Below are 16,983 nucleotides of genomic sequence, written 5' to 3' on the forward strand. Positions count from 1 at the left end.
TTTTTAATATTTAACAAGCGTATACGCTTGAATGATGAGTGAAGTGAGATTAAATAAATTAATCAGCAAGTATGCAATGAATGGTGCTGATCATAGCATTTGCGTTGGTATAGTTTATGGCGATAGCAAAGTACTGCTGTTTATGACAAAGAACTAAAGATGGAAAACCCTGCACGGGTAACTGCTGAACATACGCTAACTCTTGTTGAAACGCCTGTTCAAGTTGTTCACTTTGCAATATAGCTAAAAACTCATCAGCAGCAATACCTATTTGCTGTGCACAGCTAACGAGTGTATTAAGATCCGAAGGATTTTGTGCCGATAAATAATACCCCTGCTGGATAGCGCCAAGCATAACCCGCTCTTTATTGAAATAACGTGCTGCAATAACCGCCCGACACGCAGGATAAGTGCTGCGGCGTGGTTGACAGTTTTGCCAAAAATCAAAGTTAAATTTAGCACCGGTTTGCTGGCCAATACGCTGCCAAGTTTGTTGTAAAAACTGTTGCATACTTACTGTCATTGGCTGATCGGAATCAGCAGCAAGGCCACCTACTTTATAAATAATATCAACTTCATTCGCTAAGGCGTCTTGGATTTTTTGCCAGCACTTTTGAAAACCCCAACACCAACTGCACATTGGGTCGTACACATATATAAGCTGACTATTGTTCATTATTGGCCTGTTGCTGTTCACTGGAAACAACGTTATTTCGCCCTAGGCGTTTTGCTTGGTACAAGTATTCATCAGCTAGTTTAACTGTTTGGTTAAACGTTTCGATATGACCAACTTGTGCAGCCCCTATGCTACAAGTGACAGAGGTAGATTGATGCTCATTAAACACTATTACTTGTGCAGCTACGTATTCTCTAAATTTATCGGCTACGGCATAGGCGTCAGTAATTACTGTTTTTGGTAATATCACCATAAACTCTTCACCACCGTAGCGAACTTTAATATCTGATGAGCGTAACTGTGTTTCAAGCATCCTACTAAATTCGATTAATGCTTGATCGCCAAAATCATGCCCAAAATTATCATTAATATTTTTAAACAGATCCAGATCGATTAACAACACTGTAAAAGGTAAATACTGCTCAGAGTTCAATTTTGCAAACGGCAAAAAATGGCTGCTAATAAAGCGCCGATTGGCAAGGCCTGTTAACTGATCAGTATAGGCGTCTTGCTTTTGTAACAAAGTAATGCGTGCAATTTCTAAGTGGCTTTTATTACGGAAATACTCGCCTATAAAAGCGAATAAAAACACCAAAATAAATGAGGCGGTAAAACGAACTTTTTCAGCATTACCATACATCATTTGCCCTATGTCAGGACCATAAAGAAACAAACAGGTAAGTGCTAATAGCGATGACACGGCTAAAAATCCAACTCTTAGGCCGAGTGTAGAAAACGAGACAACTGGGTAAAACATCAGCCAATAAAGCGCTGTATTTTCCTTGCCCCCGGTGTACACCAATGCTAAACATAATACACAAATAACACTCAGTACGAGTATTGCGACCCCAGTTAAACGCCCAGTACGCAAAAAATACACTGCGCATATAAAAAAGGTTAAGTCGGATAGCACTAACATAATAGTCAGAAGTTTTGCATAAACCGAGTAGTTAACTGTGACTAAAGTTGTGATCAATACAACCGCAATGAATATCATAGTAAAAAATGTAAACGCACGACGCTGTTTTTCAGCGCTGTAAACACTGTCTATATTAACTAAGTTAAGCCAACTAGGTTGGCTTTCAGGTGATTCAGGCGTCATTTATTATATCTTTTTAGTTATCGCTGATTGCATTTAGACTTTAAAACGTAGCACCATTTTTTCAAGTTCATCAAATTGCAGTTTTAAACGAGTACACTCAGCTAAGGTGTTATTTAAGTTTAGCTGGCCTTGTTGAGATAACTCACTAATTGTATGAATATCATTATCTAAAGATTGTATTACCTGATTTTGTTCAGTGGTTGCATTTGCAACACTATGATTTACATCATCAATTGCTTTTATAGCTTTGGTTACTCCTGCCATTTGCTCACCGGCTGCTTGCGCTTGTTTTACAGTATTTTCGCTTTCAACTAAACTAGCCTTCATAACTGAAACAGCAGTGTCCGAGCCTTGCTGTAATTGGCTAACAGTATTTTCTATTTCTTGAGTTGATTGCTGAGTACGGTGAGCTAACTGGCGCACCTCATCTGCAACAACTGCAAATCCACGACCAGCCTCACCGGCACGAGCGGCTTCAATTGCAGCATTAAGCGCAAGTAGATTAGTTTGCTCGCTGACTCCTTTAATAACTTCGAGTACTTGACCAATACTTGCAGAGTGTTCAGCAACACTACTTATAATTTGTTGTGCTTGTTCCATATTTTGCGATAACACACCAATGGCATTGATATTATCATTTAACGTGCTTTGACTTTGCACTGACTGTGAATTCGCATCGGTAGCAAGGGTTGATGCATGGCTTGCACTGCCTGATATTTCAATCGCACTTGATGACAGCTGATTAATCGCTGTTGCAACACTGTCTGTGCGTTTAGTTTGGTCACTGTACATCGTTAGCGTCGACTCTGTTTGCTCAACTAAGCTTTCCACTGAACGTTCAAGTTCAACCGTGGTCGTTTTTACTTGCTCAATTGAGGTATGAATTTTATCTATAAAGGCATTAAAGTAACCTGAAAGTTCACCAAATTCGTCATCGTTTTCAATCTCTAAACGACGAGTTAAATCCCCCTCACCTTGGGCAATATCTTTAATTGCATCGTTTAAACGCTGCATAGGCCGCATCAAATAACGCAGTGAAAATTGCATCATTAATATCGTCGCGATAACACCCAAACACATATATATTGCAGCCATATTTCTAAATGAAGCAACAGATGAATAAGCAATATCTTTGTTGATCACCACACCTAAATACCAATCTACATTTTCAATACCTTTGATATGTGTAAATGATACAAGATGATCAATACCAGCAATTTCCTGCTCGACAAATTCAGCTTTTAAAGCAAGCTTTTTACCAAACAGCTTCGCCATACTCTGATCGTTTAGTTTGATATCTGGATGGCTCAGAATGCGACCGTCACTGTCTAATAGAAAACCATAACCAAAACCTAAAAAATCAATTTCATTGACTATTTGAGTAATGGTTTGCATATCAATATCGGCACCTGCGACACCACTAAAACGGCCATTATTTAAAATGGGCGCAACCGCTGAAATAGTTAGCTCATTGGTGGTTACGTCGATATAAGGAGTCGTAAACGCTGTGGTGGTTTTATTTTCTACCAGCTTATACCAAGGACGGATTGTGGCATCATAATCAGCAGGTAATACAACTGTTTGATCATTGAGTACAAAAGTACCATCAGGTTTGCCTATATAGGTGTTTTTAAACTTACCTGCCATTTCTGCGCTATTGAGTTGACTAAGAGTTAATTCCTTAGTGTCATTTTGCTGATGCGTTTTCGCAACAGACTGAACAATAGCTAATTTATTATTGAGCCAGTTAGCAATATTTTGTGAAACCGATTGAGAGCTTTCTTGTAATATTAGAGACAGTTGCTGCTGCGTTTGTGAGCGCATTGAAATAAAGTTATTGATGGTAAATAACCCCAGCACCAACACTAATACTACAGATGCTGCGATAGTTACCTTGGTGGTAAATTTTAGCGAGCTTTGCATGACACACCTATTTATCTTTTATCGTTGTTAGCTAACTACTTTTTAACAAAAATAACGCTATTTGTCTTATCTTATCGGCAAAACTTGCTATATCCCAGTCAAAAACAATAATAAAGCATGGTAAAAAATTAAGTGTAGCACTTATTAATACAACAAATTAATAACGTAATTCATTGTCAGTTAAAGTTAGCCAATTTCGTAATTACACAGAAAAATAACAAACTCAAAATTGGAAGCTTCCAATTAATATTATAAGCAATAGCGATTGAATACGTATTCAGTGCATATAAGTCGTTATTTTGTAATGAACATAACTGAGAAGTTTTCACTTTAGAGTGCGGCTAATTAATTGAGAATAATAAGTAGATAAATGCATTAACAGTGCTGCAAATGCATTTATCTGAAGAGGTTTACGATTAGCTTAGTTTATTTTTTGTTGCCACTTGCTCGCAAGTTTTACAACATTTAATCCGTACCAAGCGATAAAACAATAGCAAAGTGCTGGGATGATAAAACTAACTTGAATATTCATTGCATCAGCAACAATACCTTGAATTAAGGGTATTAATGCACCACCAACAATCGCTAAACAAAGCCAACCTGATCCTTTACTAGTTAATGAACCTAGCCCTTGAATGGCGACTGAGAAAATTGTTGGAAACAAAATTGAATTAAATAAACCAATCGACAGTACAGCATACAAAGCAACGTCACCTTCGGTGAAGATTGTAATTAGAAGTAACGCAATTACCGCAAATGCATTAAAAGCAATTGCTTTTGATGGTGCAATTTTTTGTAATGCAGCAGAGCCAATAAAGCGTCCTACCATCGCCCCGCCCCAATAATAGGCAATTAATGACGCGGCGGCATGCTCTTCAAGTCCTGCAATGTGAGCTTCACCAAAAAAGTTAACTAAAAAGCTGCCTATTGCCACTTCTCCACCAACATAACAAAAGATACCTAACACCCCCATAACTAAATGCGGGGCTTGCGTTAAAGAATGATCTTTTGCTTTGCAATCAAGTTCTTCTTTATGTGATTTGATTTCAGGCAGTTTTAAAAATGCAAATACGACCGCAATAGTAAGCAGTGCTGCAGCAAGCATTAAATAAGGGACTTTTACCGATTCAGCAGTCGCCGCAGATGCCGTCAATGTGCCTGCGGCACCAAAGAACAATATACCACCAACATAGGGCCCAATAGTAGTTCCCAATGAATTAAGCGCTTGCGCTAAATTTAACCGAGACGAAGCTGTTTTTTCAGGCCCAAGCGCCACAACGTAAGGGTTAGCTGATACTTGCAATACGGTAATACCACCAGCTAGAACAAATAATGCGGTTAAAAATAGCCAATACTCATGTACGACTACAGCAGGGTAAAATAACATACAGCCGATAGAAGCCACGATAAGACCGCTAAGCACACCATTTTTATAACCAAATTTCTTAACCAATATTCCCGCAGGTAAAGAAACAATAAAGTAAGCGCCAAAGAAGCAGAACTGCACTAACATCGCTTCAGTATAACTAAGATCAAACACCCCTTTTAAACGCGGGATCAGTACATCATTTAGTACTGTGATAAAACCCCATAAAAAAAATAGAGTTGTCATTGCAGTCAAAGGTAACAGGTAATTATTATTTTGCTGCGACTGCTCAGTGACAAACGTTTTATTTGTATTTATTTCACTCACGTGATTTTCACTCCATTAACAAGTTGTGTTTGATTCTACACACTCCAATAAAAAGATCACAAACTAATATTTGGACCGTTCCATACTTTTTATTCAATGGTATCGCTATTTAACGAATTTAATTAACTAGAAATGGACATAGATGCTGGCTAATTTCCAAAGCAGTGATTTTTTTTCAAGGACATATCAAAACCAGTTTAAATTTTTATCACCTAAATTGTGTTGACAAACAAGATCAGGAGGCTTTTAGCACTTCCATAAAGACGATGGCGCCATTTTTGATTTTTTGATAAATAGACTCGCTACTTAGCCTCTTGTACACATTTTATATTTAACTATGCAATGGCCTATTTAGGTGAGATTAACAGTGGCTTTGCTATTGTAGATGATTACCAAGGGCAAAATGCCAACATATATTTATGCGAAGTGTTGCTATTTCGCTGCCATTGCTAGCGCATCTGCATCTTAACCAACTATTGCCGATTTATCGCAGTAAAAATTAATAATTTTATATAATACCGTGCCCTCATTACAACCAACACTAATAGTGCTTTTCCTCGCTAGACTACGCACTTTTATGATATCGTTTTACAAAACATAAATACTACAGAACGTACCGCTTGGTACTGATACAAAAAAGGAATTTCCAAATGAACACCAAACTACTTGCTGGTTGCGCAGTTGCTGTAGCGGCGGGTGCAATAATCTATACACAAACTGACAGTTCAACAGCCTCATTAGAACTTGCTCAACTTGATTACGTCCCTGCTGATACTGCTTTATTTTATGGTCAGCTAAAACCATTTCCCTATAGTAAATATTTCAATTTGATTCCAGATCAAATGAAAGGTGCTGACGATTTTACGCCATTGATCGAAAACTTAGCGGCAAGTAACGATAACAATGCACAGTTTTTAGCGTCTCTATTAGATCAATATCAAACATCATTGTCATCTTATGAAACACTAAAAGCAGCCTGGGGATTCGCCGATGATTATAAAGCTCTAGCCTATACAATTGGTCTAATGCCAGTATTACGCTATCAACTTGAAGATGAAACAGCTTTATTTAATACAATTAATAGCTCAGCTGATAAAGCGGGAATTAACTTCACAACACAAACCATCGAAGGTGTTGACTACAACACGTACCCTTTAGTACTTGAAAATGACATTACATTAAACTTAATTGTGTCTGTTAAAGATAACTGGGCTACCATCACGTTTGATACAAAACTTAATACAATTAAAGATTTACGTCTTGCTTTAGCAATTGATAAACCAACAAAATCATTAACGCAAACCGCTAAACTTGAAAACTATATTACTAATTATTCATTTGATGGCCACTCTATTGCGTATATAGACCATGTTGAGATTGCTAATGCTATTACCGCTAGAACACCATCACGCCTAGGTGAAATGCTTGATGAACTATTAAAAGAATTGGGTGATCCAAATGCTTTAGAGGTAGCTAGAACACCACAGTGCCAAAATGACATTACCAATCTTGTTAGTTATTGGCCTGCATCAGTAACCGGTAGCACGTACATACAAGTAACAAACTCTGATGCTCATTTTAAAGCTGATGCTATTTTCCAAAGCACTGCTACAGATATTATTAAAACATTAAAATCTGTGCGAGGTTTTGTTCCTGAGCATACAACTAAACTTGACGGGCAAATGCTAAGCTTTGCTTATGGTGCGGATATTTCAAAAATTCCACCGCTTTTAAATATACTCTCAAGTACATTTAAAAAAGCTGAATTTGAGTGTGCACCTCTTGTTGCTTTACAGCAACAAACTCAAGACTCAAATTTAGCTGCACTATCAATGATGACCGCTATGGCTAATGGTATTCAAGGTGTCAGTGTAAGTATTCAAGATCTTGCTTTAGAAGCCGATGCAAATCAACTGCCACAACTAAAAGCTTTAGACGCGCTAATCACACTTTCTGCGACAGATCCTGATAATTTACTTTTTACTGCTAAAGGATTTTTACCCGCATTAGCGGAGCTTGAAATACCAGAAAACGGCGATGCAATTAGTGTCAATGCTGCAATTCCTTATCCTTTACCTGCTGGCCTTGATATAAGGTTAGCTAAAAAAGGAAAGCATATTGTTTTATTCACTGGTGAAAAATCAGCAGCTATTGCAAATACATTATCAGAACAAGCGCTTGAAAAAAATGGATTTTTAACTTCCGCAGTTGACCTCAGCTCATTAATGACTCCTGTCATCGAAGTATTTAAAATGACAGGGCAAGTGATCCCGGAAGAACTTGAACAATTAAAAAATCAAACAATGTCTGTGTATTTTGCAACAGATATAAAAGATGAAGGGATTGTTATTAATTCAGAGATCAAAATTACTAAAAAGTAATAACTTTTTTGGAATTAAACGAAAAAAGGGGCATTAATTGCCCCTTTTTTCAATTGTTCAATTCAGTTTGTACTATTTCTGCCATATCATTTTATTATTGGTGTCGCGGCTTTGAATAATCGTTTGATCAGAGCTTTCTACTCCACCGAGTTTAGCTTGTCGATCGTAAAGAACCACATTACAGGTAGCTGCTAAATTCATACAACCAATTGTTGGGATATACACCACTTCATCGCACCAGTTCAGTACATCTTTGCTAATTGAGCCATCTTCAGGGCCAAAAATATAAAATGCGTTTTCAGGATGAACAAACTCAGGCAAAGGAGTTGCACCTTCTATTAGTTCAATCACCACCACGGTCGCACCTGCGGGCTTTGCTGTTGCTAAATCCTCAACGCAAGTCAGTGGAATGCGTTCAACAACATTTTTTGTGTCGGTATGAAACTTTTTAGCATTTAAATAACGCGTGCCAGTAAAAAATACTTGTTCAGCCCCATAGCAACCCGCAGCTCTTAACACTGCGCCAACGTTAGAGGGACTTTTAGGATTGATCAAACCAATCTTCGCAGTCATTAATCGCAATCCCTCGTTGGCCAATCAGCTTCATACAGATCAAAGTCATCTAGAGCTACATCACAATCTTTTACTGTTTTGTCTTTTACAGAAATACCCAATGTATGCATTAGTTCTTTGCTGCCACCGTTATTTAGTGGATGCCAAGACGCTAAACCACGGCCTTCGTGTAAACGGCGGTAACTACAACTTTGCGGCATGAAGAAAATGCTGTCGAGGTTTTCTTTAGTTAATTTTACACATGACGGGACTAATGTTTGTCGATTTTCATACTCACTACAACCACACGTATTATTATCTAAGTATTGGCAAACAATATTAGTAAAAATGAGTTCTTCACCATCGCGAAGTTGATCTGTGGCGGTAAACTCATCTTCATCTTCGCTGTCTATAAAGGTATTTAAACAGCATTTTCCACAGCCATCGCAAATGGCTTCCCACTCATTTTGTGACATTTGCTCAAGTGATTTCTCAAGCCAAAATTGGTTTTCAAACATGGTATAACTCGGTGCCCCTAATAGCGCGCATTTTAGCTTAATTGAGCACCGCGCGCAAAGCTACATTCAGCTTTGCGCTATTTCAAGTTTAAAAGTTAGCGCTGCGTATCAACCCAACGTTTAATTTTCGCTTCTAGTATTGGCATCGGCAAAGCACCATCAATTAAAATTTGCGTATGAAACTCTTTAATATCAAATTTATCACCTAATGCTTGTTTACAATAATCTCGCAGTTCTTGAATTTTAAATTGCCCTAATTTATACGACAATGCTTGTCCTGGCCAAGCTATATAGCGCTCAACTTCTGCGGTTACATCACTTAAAGCCATTGAGGAATTAGCCAGCATGTAATCAATACCTTGTTGACGAGTCCAGCCTTTAGCATGAAAACCTGTATCGAGCACTAATCGCATAGCGCGTAATTGCTCATCAGATAAACGGCCATACCACATATATGGGTCGGTAAATAAACCCAATTCTTTACCTAGACTTTCAGCATATAATGCCCAACCTTCGGCGAACACTGTGTAACCACCAAATTTTCGAAACTCAGGTAATGACTGAACTTCTTGCTGTAAGGCGATTTGAAAATGGTGTCCTGGGGCTGCTTCATGGATTGACAATGTTTCGAGTAGAAACTTAGGCTGCGCTTTTAAATTAAAGGTATTAATATAAAAAATTCCCGGACGAGAGCCATCCGGTGCTGGTGATTGATAAGATGCTCCTGCCGCAGACTCAGCACGAAAATCTTCAACCGCTTTTACAACGTAATCAGCTTTGGGGACAATGTTAAATAATTTAGGTACACGCGCATCAATTTTTAACTTTACGGCTTCATAGGCCGCAATTAATTGCTCAGGTGTATCAAAATAAAACTCATCAGAATCTCGTAAATGAGTAAAAAACTCACTTAAACTGCCTTTAAAACCAACGGTTTCCTTTACTTTTTTCATTTCATTAAGGATACGCGATACTTCTTTTAAACCAATTTCATGAATTTCATCTGCAGATAAACTCAAGGTGGTGTTTTTCTTTATTTGGTATTCATACCATGCTTTACCATTTGGTAAATCGCTATAACCTACTGTTGCACGGCTATTTGGTATATAAGTGGTTGCTAAAAACTCGCTCATTTTTGTATAAGCTGGGACCAACTTATCCATAATAAGTGCACTATATTGGTCAGTGAGTTGTTGCTTTTGCGCTGCTGTGAATTGCTCTGGAAGCTGCTTTATCGGACTATAAAATAAAGATTGTTCTGCACTGGTAACTATATGAGCTTGAAATTGCGGTAATAACTTTTCAGCTAATGGCTTTGGTAAAACAATGCCTTCATTTACCCCTTGCTGCATAGCATCTTGCACACTGCTTAACCAAGTTACAAAACCTTCAGCACGCGCGACGAAATTTTCATAATCTTGGTAATTTGCAAATGGCTGCGCACTTTGCGCCGATCCAAAGCCTGCAAACGTATTGTGAGCGCCAGACATTTGGTTAATTGGTAATAAGTAACTCGGGAATTGAAAACCTTCGATTGTTAATGCTAAATCCCGTGCCAGTATTTCATAACTTAACAAGGCTTGACCGGTTAACTGCTGCTGGTCAATCGCCGCTAAACGTTGCTGATAATCTTTATAAAAAGCAAGCTGCTGAGCTAGGTTTTGCGCAGTACTCGGTGCTGTAAATTGGTTATTGTATTGATTATAACCAATATAAGTGGCGCCAAGAGGGCTAAATTGCAACGAATCCACAAAGTACTGCTCAACCAAGCTATTTAATTGTTGTGTTGTTGCGCTGGCAGTTTCACTTGTTAATGCTGCTTGTGGCTTATTTAAATTATTATTAGCCGTATTTGAACACGCAGACAAAGCGCTGAGTACACCAGCGACAAGCAAGGTTAACTTAAATTTTTTCATAATGATCCCTGAGTATAAGTAGTTAGCGCAAGTATGCAGCTTTCAAATCGCTAAATAAAGAAAATACGATACTTATCGCGTTTTGTTTACAGCCTAAAAACTGCTTGCTACATTGCTATATTAAATAATCAAAAATTAGAAAATAAATGAATAAATTATCACTTTCTGTCCCTTTGGGCTTACTGTGTGTCAGCGCTTTTAGCGCGCAAGCAACAACATACGTTAGTGCTAAAGCAATGCTAGACGTAAATAATGGCAAGCTTATTAATGCGCCGCTTATTCAAATCGATGACGGTATTATTACTAAAATCAGTAGTGGCACCATGCCAACCCTACAACAAGGTGATGACCATATTAAGTTGCCCGAGTTAACCATTCTGCCTGGCCTGATGGATATGCACGTACACTTAACCAGCGATCCAACAGTCCCTCGTAGTGAACGTATCGGTCAGTCAGTGCCACGTAAAGCGATTAAAGCGGCCTATTTTGCAGAAAAAACCTTAAAAGCGGGTTTTACAACCTTACGTAACGTGGGCGCCGAAGGTTACAGTGTCATTGCAGTACGTGACGGCATTAATGCAGGCGATATTATTGGCCCACGCATCTGGGCTGCTGGTCCCTCTTTGGGTGTAACGGGTGGTCACTGTGACAACAACCGTCTACCTCCTGAAATGAAATACACTGCCGAAGGTGTGGCTGATGGCCCATGGGCTGTTCGTGCAAAAGTACGCGAAAACATCAAGTACGGTGCCAATGTTATTAAGTTTTGCGCCACTGGCGGAGTATTTTCCAAGGGCACAAAAGTTGGTATTCAACAGTATTCATTAGAAGAAATGACTGCCATTGTTGATGAAGCACATATGCGCGGTTTAACGGTTGCTGCACATGCACATGGTACCAGTGGTATTACCGCAGCCATTAAAGCCGGTGTAGACAGTGTTGAACATGTCAGTTTTGTTGACGATGAAGCAATTAAACTGGCTAAAAAACACGGCACTTGGTTTTCAATGGATATTTATAACACTGAATATACCCTCACGTTTGGTGAGCAAAATGGTGTAGCAGAAGAAAACTTAGCAAAAGAACGTCAAGTATCTAAAAAGCAACGCGACAGCTTTAGCCGTGCCGTAAAAGCGGGTGTCAACATGGTATTTGGTACCGATGCCGCAATTTACCCACATGGTGATAATGCAAAACAATTCTCGCGAATGGTTGAGTTTGGTATGACCCCTCTGCAAACAATACAAGCTGCAACAATCAACAGTGCTAAATTGTTGAAAGTTGACACTCAGTTAGGGCAACTCAAAACGGGCTTTGCCGCAGATATCATCGCAGTCAAAGGCAATCCACTGCAAGACATAACCTTGCTAGAAAATGTAGCATTTGTGATGAAAGCAGGTGTTGCTTATAAATAAATGTGTGGAGTTAGCGTTAAGCTAACTCCATCATTAAGCAAGGGTTAAACTAACAGCTAACTAAATACGTTGTTAATATATTAATATTTTGAAAGCAAAAGGTAAGCAGCTTGGGGTAGGTTTAAATAATTGCCTTTTTTAGGTAATTAAAACTTGAAATACAAATGCCACACATTATCATTACGAAAATTTTTTAATGGTAATGACTATGACAACGCATAAATTCTCTCTAATTACCCTAGCCTGTTTAACAGCATATAATGCAACTGCGGCCGAACAATCCGATCTTGAGCACATCACAGTTTATCAAAAACAAAATCATGTTGTATTAAACTCGGGTTTAGCAACAAAATCTGATATGTCGTTAATGGAAACACCTGCGCCTATCGTTATCGTCGATCAGGAACTTATAAACTCGCAAGGCGTTGATAACTTACAAGACTTAGCGCGTAATATCAGTGGTGTAACCCAAGCAGGTAATAACTACGGAATTGGCGACAATTTAGTGATCCGTGGCCTTGGTGCAAATTATACTTATGATGGTATGTATGGCGGTGCGGGCCTAGGAAACACATTCAATCCAACTCGATCACTAACCAATGTGGAGGCCGTAGAAGTATTAAAAGGTCCCGCCACTGGTTTATATGGCATGGGCAGCGCAGGTGGTGTTATTAACTTGATTGAAAAAAAGCCACAGTTTACAGAGCAGCACAACATACAAGCGGAAATTGGTCAATGGAATACCTATTCATTATCAATTGATAGCACCAACGCAATTACCGAAAATCTAGCATACAGAGTTAATGCAAAAACAGCACACAGTGATGGCTACCGTGATTTAAAAGATGACCGCGATGAAATCTACGGCGCATTAAAATATGTGTTCAATGACCGCCAAAATATTATGATCTCAGCCGCTTATATTAAAGATGCCATTGCAGTTGATTCAATTGGCCACCCTATCCGTATTTATAATGCGCAGTCGGTAAATGGCAAAACCGCCGGCCAAGTAACTGCGGATGATTTAGTCAATGATCCAACCACTGCTGGGCTGCAATTATCTGATGCACAGCGCCAACAATTAGCGAATTCACTTGCAGCGTCTGATGGTTTAACACCGTATAAATTTGGTCATCGCGGTATTATCTCACCCATGGCAAAAGATAATAAAGGTGAAGAACTGCGTTTTAAACTCACTCATAATTACTACATAACTGACAATTTATTTTTAAATCAACAGTTACAATACCGTAATTATGAGTCAAGTTTTGCACGTCAAACAGGCGCCTATAATTATGTCTATTGGCAAAGAAATGGCGTGATCAATGCTGATCCTCGTGCGCCATTGGTAGTTGATGATGTACTTTATCCATTTGCTGCACGCCGTCAAGAATATCGCCAAGTAGAGGCCGATGAAAAGTCATGGCAATACTTTGCAGATTTACGCTATGACTTTAGTTTAGGTGATATAGAAAACGAATTTTTAGTCAATGCTAATTATGAAGACCGCGATATACGCTTCACGCAGTATTCTATTTGGGATAAAGACTATATTCTCAAAGATAAAAATGGCGATATAACCTATCAAGGCTCTTTACCCTATATTCTAGATATTCGTACACCGGTTTGGTCAGACGGGCAATTTAGCGACTATGATCCGCTTAAAACCAGTAACTATAGTAAAAAAGTGCAAGCATGGGGCTTAGGACTGCAACATGTTGCTTATATCAATGACAGCTTCACAACCCGTATTGGTGTTGCATACAACGAAATTACTCAAAAATATGAACATTTAGGTGTTGATGCACGTTACCGGGCCAGTGCCGCTGCTGCGACGCCAGAAGCAAGTACCTCGGATAATGGTTTAACCTATAATTTAGGCGCGACATACAAACCGACTGATGACCTGTCTATATTTATAAACCATTCGAAGGGTCGCACTGCGTATAGCGTTTTAGGCTCTGTTTCAGGCAATGAAGCTGACCGTGATGATGCACAGTCTCTTAGTACTGATTTAGGTATAAGAGTAAAAGCCTTTGATGATCAGGTACTCGCCTCATTCGTGGTATTTGACACTGCACGTACTAACTTAGAATATGCAAACCCTGCCTATGATGATACAAAGCCAGATCCATCGGTCCCAAAAAATTACTTTAATGGTGAAGAAAAAACCCGTGGTGTCGAGCTTGATCTAAATGCCTATTTAAATGATCAATGGAAGGTCAATATCAATGGTGTTTATCAAGATGCGCGTGAACAGAAAAACCCTAATGTGAGCACATTTGCTGCGCGTCAAAAAGGTGTGCCTTATGTAACAGCAAGCACATGGTTAACATACAGTGCTCAGTGGTTTGAACTAGCCCAGCCACTAAAATTAAGTGCGGGCGTAAAGTATGTTGATGATCGCAGTACTAATTCGTCATCATTCGGCATTCCTGATGGTTATGTACCAAGCTATACTATTTATGATGCTGCGTTAAGTTATAACACTGATAAATGGGGCTTACAGCTAAATTTAAATAATTTGTTTAATAAAGTTTATTACTCAAAAGCAATGTTTTTAGGTGGTATGCCAGGCGAAGAACGCAATGCGAAGCTAACTTTGAGCTATAAGCTTTAAGTTATAAGCTGTAAAAGCGCACAAAATGCTTGTGCGCTTTTTTACGTTTACATAGTGACTACTATACGGCCATTAATTTCACCTTTGAGCATATCGTCAAATATGTCATTGATATCTTCAAGACGTTTTTCTTCAATAATTGCTTTAACTTTGCCCTGTGCAGCAAACTCTAAACATTCTTGTAAATCTCTACGTGTGCCAACAATTGAGCCAACAACAGAAACGCCATTGAGTACAGTATCAAAAATAGGCAACGGCATATCCTCTGGAGGCAGACCAACTAACACGCATTTTCCACCACGGCGAACACTCTTATAAGCTTGCTCAAACCCCGGCTTGGATACAGCGGTACATACCACAGCATGTGCGCCCCCTACCTGTTCAAATATAGCTTCTGATGGTACACATTCTTTAAAGTCCAGTGTGATATCTGCACCTAACTCTTTTGCTAAAGCCAGTTTTTCAACACCAGTATCCACTGCAATTACATTAAAGCCCATTGCCTTTGCATATTGCACCGCAAGATGCCCAAGCCCACCTACACCAACAATAGCGACCCATTGTCCTGGCTTAGCACCTGACACTTTTAGCGCTTTATAGGTTGTAACACCGGCACAAAATAATGGCGCAGCTTCTGAAAAACCTAAGCCTTCAGGGATCTTTACAACATAGTTCCCATCGGCTAAGCAATATTCTGCGTAACTACCATCAACTGAGTAACCCGTATTATGCTGTGAAAGACATAAGGTCTCTTTACCTTCTAAACAAAATTCACAATGACCACATGCACTGTATAGCCAAGGAATGCCAACACGATCACCAATTTCTAAATGAGTAATATTGCTACCCAGCTGTTCGATCACTCCAACACCTTCATGCCCTGGAACTAACGGCATTTTAGGCTTTACTGGCCAATCACCATGACAGGCATGTAAATCAGTATGACACACACCACATGCGGCTATTTTAACTAAAACATCATTGACTCCAACGGTTGGAATGGGTAAGTCTGAAATTTCTAATTTGCCTTTGTAAGTACTATTAACGGCTGCTTTCATTGCTCGTTCCTTGTTGTTGCGAAGTTGTTATTGAGTAGTTGTTGTTAAGAAATTAGTTGTCGTAATTTAGTGTACACCTTACGCGACTCTAGATGAGTAAAAATTAATCTAAATCAAACTTTAGTGATATAACTTGTTCTGAACGACATTTGGGCGTGTTGACCTTTTGTGATTAATTTTGCAGCAGTGTGTTTGGTATTTAGGCAAGGCAGAGCCTATGTAGTGTGGTTGTTCCCCATAAATAGGCGATAACGCAGCATCAATGCCAAACACGCGCTGCCCTTAGGGTTCTTCCTAGGGGCGATTAACTCTTTGTTGCTCGATTTTTACTTAGCCCCACTAGGTTACAAACCTCGCGCCGCCATTAAATCACCCCTAGAGTGAACAAATTTTAATCCACAAAGGTCAACACGCCCTAGTACCAGCACATAATCCCATAGGCTTGATTCAGCCAAGGAAAATTCAGCGTATTGCGCAGTAAATCTTGCTAAACATATTCAGCGTGCTAGCATTAATTTCATTATTTATTGAAACTTGAGAAGCAATGACATTATCAGATAAGAACTTTGCCTTTGTAATGCACTGTGGCGAAATGGGTAGTCGTTGGGGTTTTAATCGCACCATTGGCCAAATGTGTGGATTATTGATCATCACCAAAGAGCCAATGACAGCGAACGAAATCGCCGATGCCTTAAGCATTTCTCGTGGTAATGTCAGCATGGGGATCAAAGAACTGCAATCTTGGCGTTTAATAAAAGTGCAGCATATTCCAGGTGACAGAAAAGAATATTACGCCCCTGCAGGTACTATTTGGGATATGGCAAACCGCGTATTCGAAGAACGTAAAAAGCGTGAGATTGACCCTACTCTCAGTTTACTCAGAGATAATTTGTTAGAGCCTGCAACCAACGACGATGAAAAGTTTGCCCAGCAACAAATGCATGAAATTCATGATCTACTCGAAACCGTCACTAAGTGGTCTTCAGAACTACAGCGCTTAAGCCCTGAACAGCTACAAAGCTTAATGAAGCTAGGCTCAGGTATTGGTAAAGTACTCGACTTTAAAGATAAGATATTGAAGAAATGAAGAGTTAGCGAGGGACGAGAGTAAAGTTAGCGAGCTTTATGG

12 protein-coding genes are annotated in these 16,983 nt (G+C 39.1%); 4 read left to right on the forward strand and 8 right to left on the reverse strand.

Annotated elements, in window-relative coordinates:
- Positions 1–58 precede the first annotated feature (58 nt).
- From H5203_RS10050 to H5203_RS10065, 4 genes are all read right to left on the reverse strand, one after another.
- A complete protein-coding gene (locus H5203_RS10050; protein WP_182819685.1) occupies positions 59–676 on the reverse strand; it encodes a DsbA family protein in 618 nt (205 codons plus the stop codon).
- The gene (locus H5203_RS10055; RefSeq protein WP_182819686.1) at positions 666–1,778 is read right to left on the reverse strand and encodes a diguanylate cyclase; all 1,113 of its coding nucleotides are present in this window, start codon (positions 1,776–1,778) and stop codon (positions 666–668) included. The genes H5203_RS10050 and H5203_RS10055 overlap by 11 nt, the downstream gene beginning before the upstream one ends.
- A 33-nt stretch (positions 1,779–1,811) precedes the next feature.
- Positions 1,812–3,701, reverse strand: coding sequence for a methyl-accepting chemotaxis protein (locus H5203_RS10060; protein ID WP_182735191.1), 1,890 nt, complete (start codon positions 3,699–3,701; stop codon positions 1,812–1,814).
- A 421-nt stretch (positions 3,702–4,122) separates the two neighbouring features.
- Entirely contained in the window at positions 4,123–5,394 is a 1,272-nt protein-coding gene (locus tag H5203_RS10065; RefSeq protein WP_145235602.1) for a sugar MFS transporter, read from the reverse strand.
- Between the two features lie 650 nt (positions 5,395–6,044).
- Between H5203_RS10065 and H5203_RS10070 the strand changes: the two genes are divergently transcribed.
- Entirely contained in the window at positions 6,045–7,775 is a 1,731-nt protein-coding gene (locus tag H5203_RS10070) for a hypothetical protein (protein WP_182819687.1), read from the forward strand.
- A 72-nt stretch (positions 7,776–7,847) separates the two neighbouring features.
- Here the strand turns inward: H5203_RS10070 and H5203_RS10075 are convergent, their stop codons facing one another.
- The 3 genes from H5203_RS10075 to H5203_RS10085 form a co-directional block, all read right to left on the reverse strand.
- Positions 7,848–8,348: an RNA methyltransferase gene (locus H5203_RS10075; RefSeq protein WP_182819688.1), complete on the reverse strand. Its 501-nt coding sequence runs from the start codon at positions 8,346–8,348 to the stop codon at positions 7,848–7,850.
- Complete coding sequence (locus H5203_RS10080; protein WP_149980241.1) at positions 8,348–8,845, reverse strand: YcgN family cysteine cluster protein; 498 nt, start codon at positions 8,843–8,845, stop codon at positions 8,348–8,350. The genes H5203_RS10075 and H5203_RS10080 overlap by 1 nt, the downstream gene beginning before the upstream one ends.
- A 95-nt stretch (positions 8,846–8,940) precedes the next feature.
- A complete protein-coding gene (locus H5203_RS10085) occupies positions 8,941–10,761 on the reverse strand; it encodes a DUF885 family protein (RefSeq protein WP_182819689.1) in 1,821 nt (606 codons plus the stop codon).
- Positions 10,762–10,907: 146 nt separating this feature from the next.
- On the opposite strand from H5203_RS10085, the gene H5203_RS10090 reads away from it, so the two are divergent.
- Positions 10,908–12,176, forward strand: coding sequence for an amidohydrolase family protein (locus H5203_RS10090; RefSeq protein WP_182819690.1), 1,269 nt, complete (start codon positions 10,908–10,910; stop codon positions 12,174–12,176).
- 208 nt (positions 12,177–12,384) lie between these two features.
- Positions 12,385–14,796 carry a TonB-dependent siderophore receptor gene (locus tag H5203_RS10095; protein WP_182819691.1) on the forward strand — a complete coding sequence of 804 codons (2,412 nt, stop codon included), beginning with the start codon at positions 12,385–12,387 and terminating at the stop codon, positions 14,794–14,796.
- 47 nt (positions 14,797–14,843) lie between these two features.
- Here H5203_RS10095 and adhP read toward each other — a convergent pair whose 3' ends face one another.
- Complete coding sequence (gene adhP / locus H5203_RS10100; RefSeq protein ID WP_149980237.1) at positions 14,844–15,854, reverse strand: alcohol dehydrogenase AdhP; 1,011 nt, start codon at positions 15,852–15,854, stop codon at positions 14,844–14,846.
- A gap of 544 nt (positions 15,855–16,398) precedes the next feature.
- Between adhP and H5203_RS10105 the strand changes: the two genes are divergently transcribed.
- Positions 16,399–16,941, forward strand: a complete 543-nt coding sequence (locus H5203_RS10105; RefSeq protein ID WP_182819692.1) for a GbsR/MarR family transcriptional regulator — start codon at positions 16,399–16,401, stop codon at positions 16,939–16,941.
- Positions 16,942–16,983 lie beyond the last annotated feature (42 nt).

It is taken from the genome of Pseudoalteromonas sp. SG41-1, assembly GCF_014164575.1.
Lineage (GTDB): Bacteria > Pseudomonadota > Gammaproteobacteria > Enterobacterales > Alteromonadaceae > Pseudoalteromonas > Pseudoalteromonas rhizosphaerae.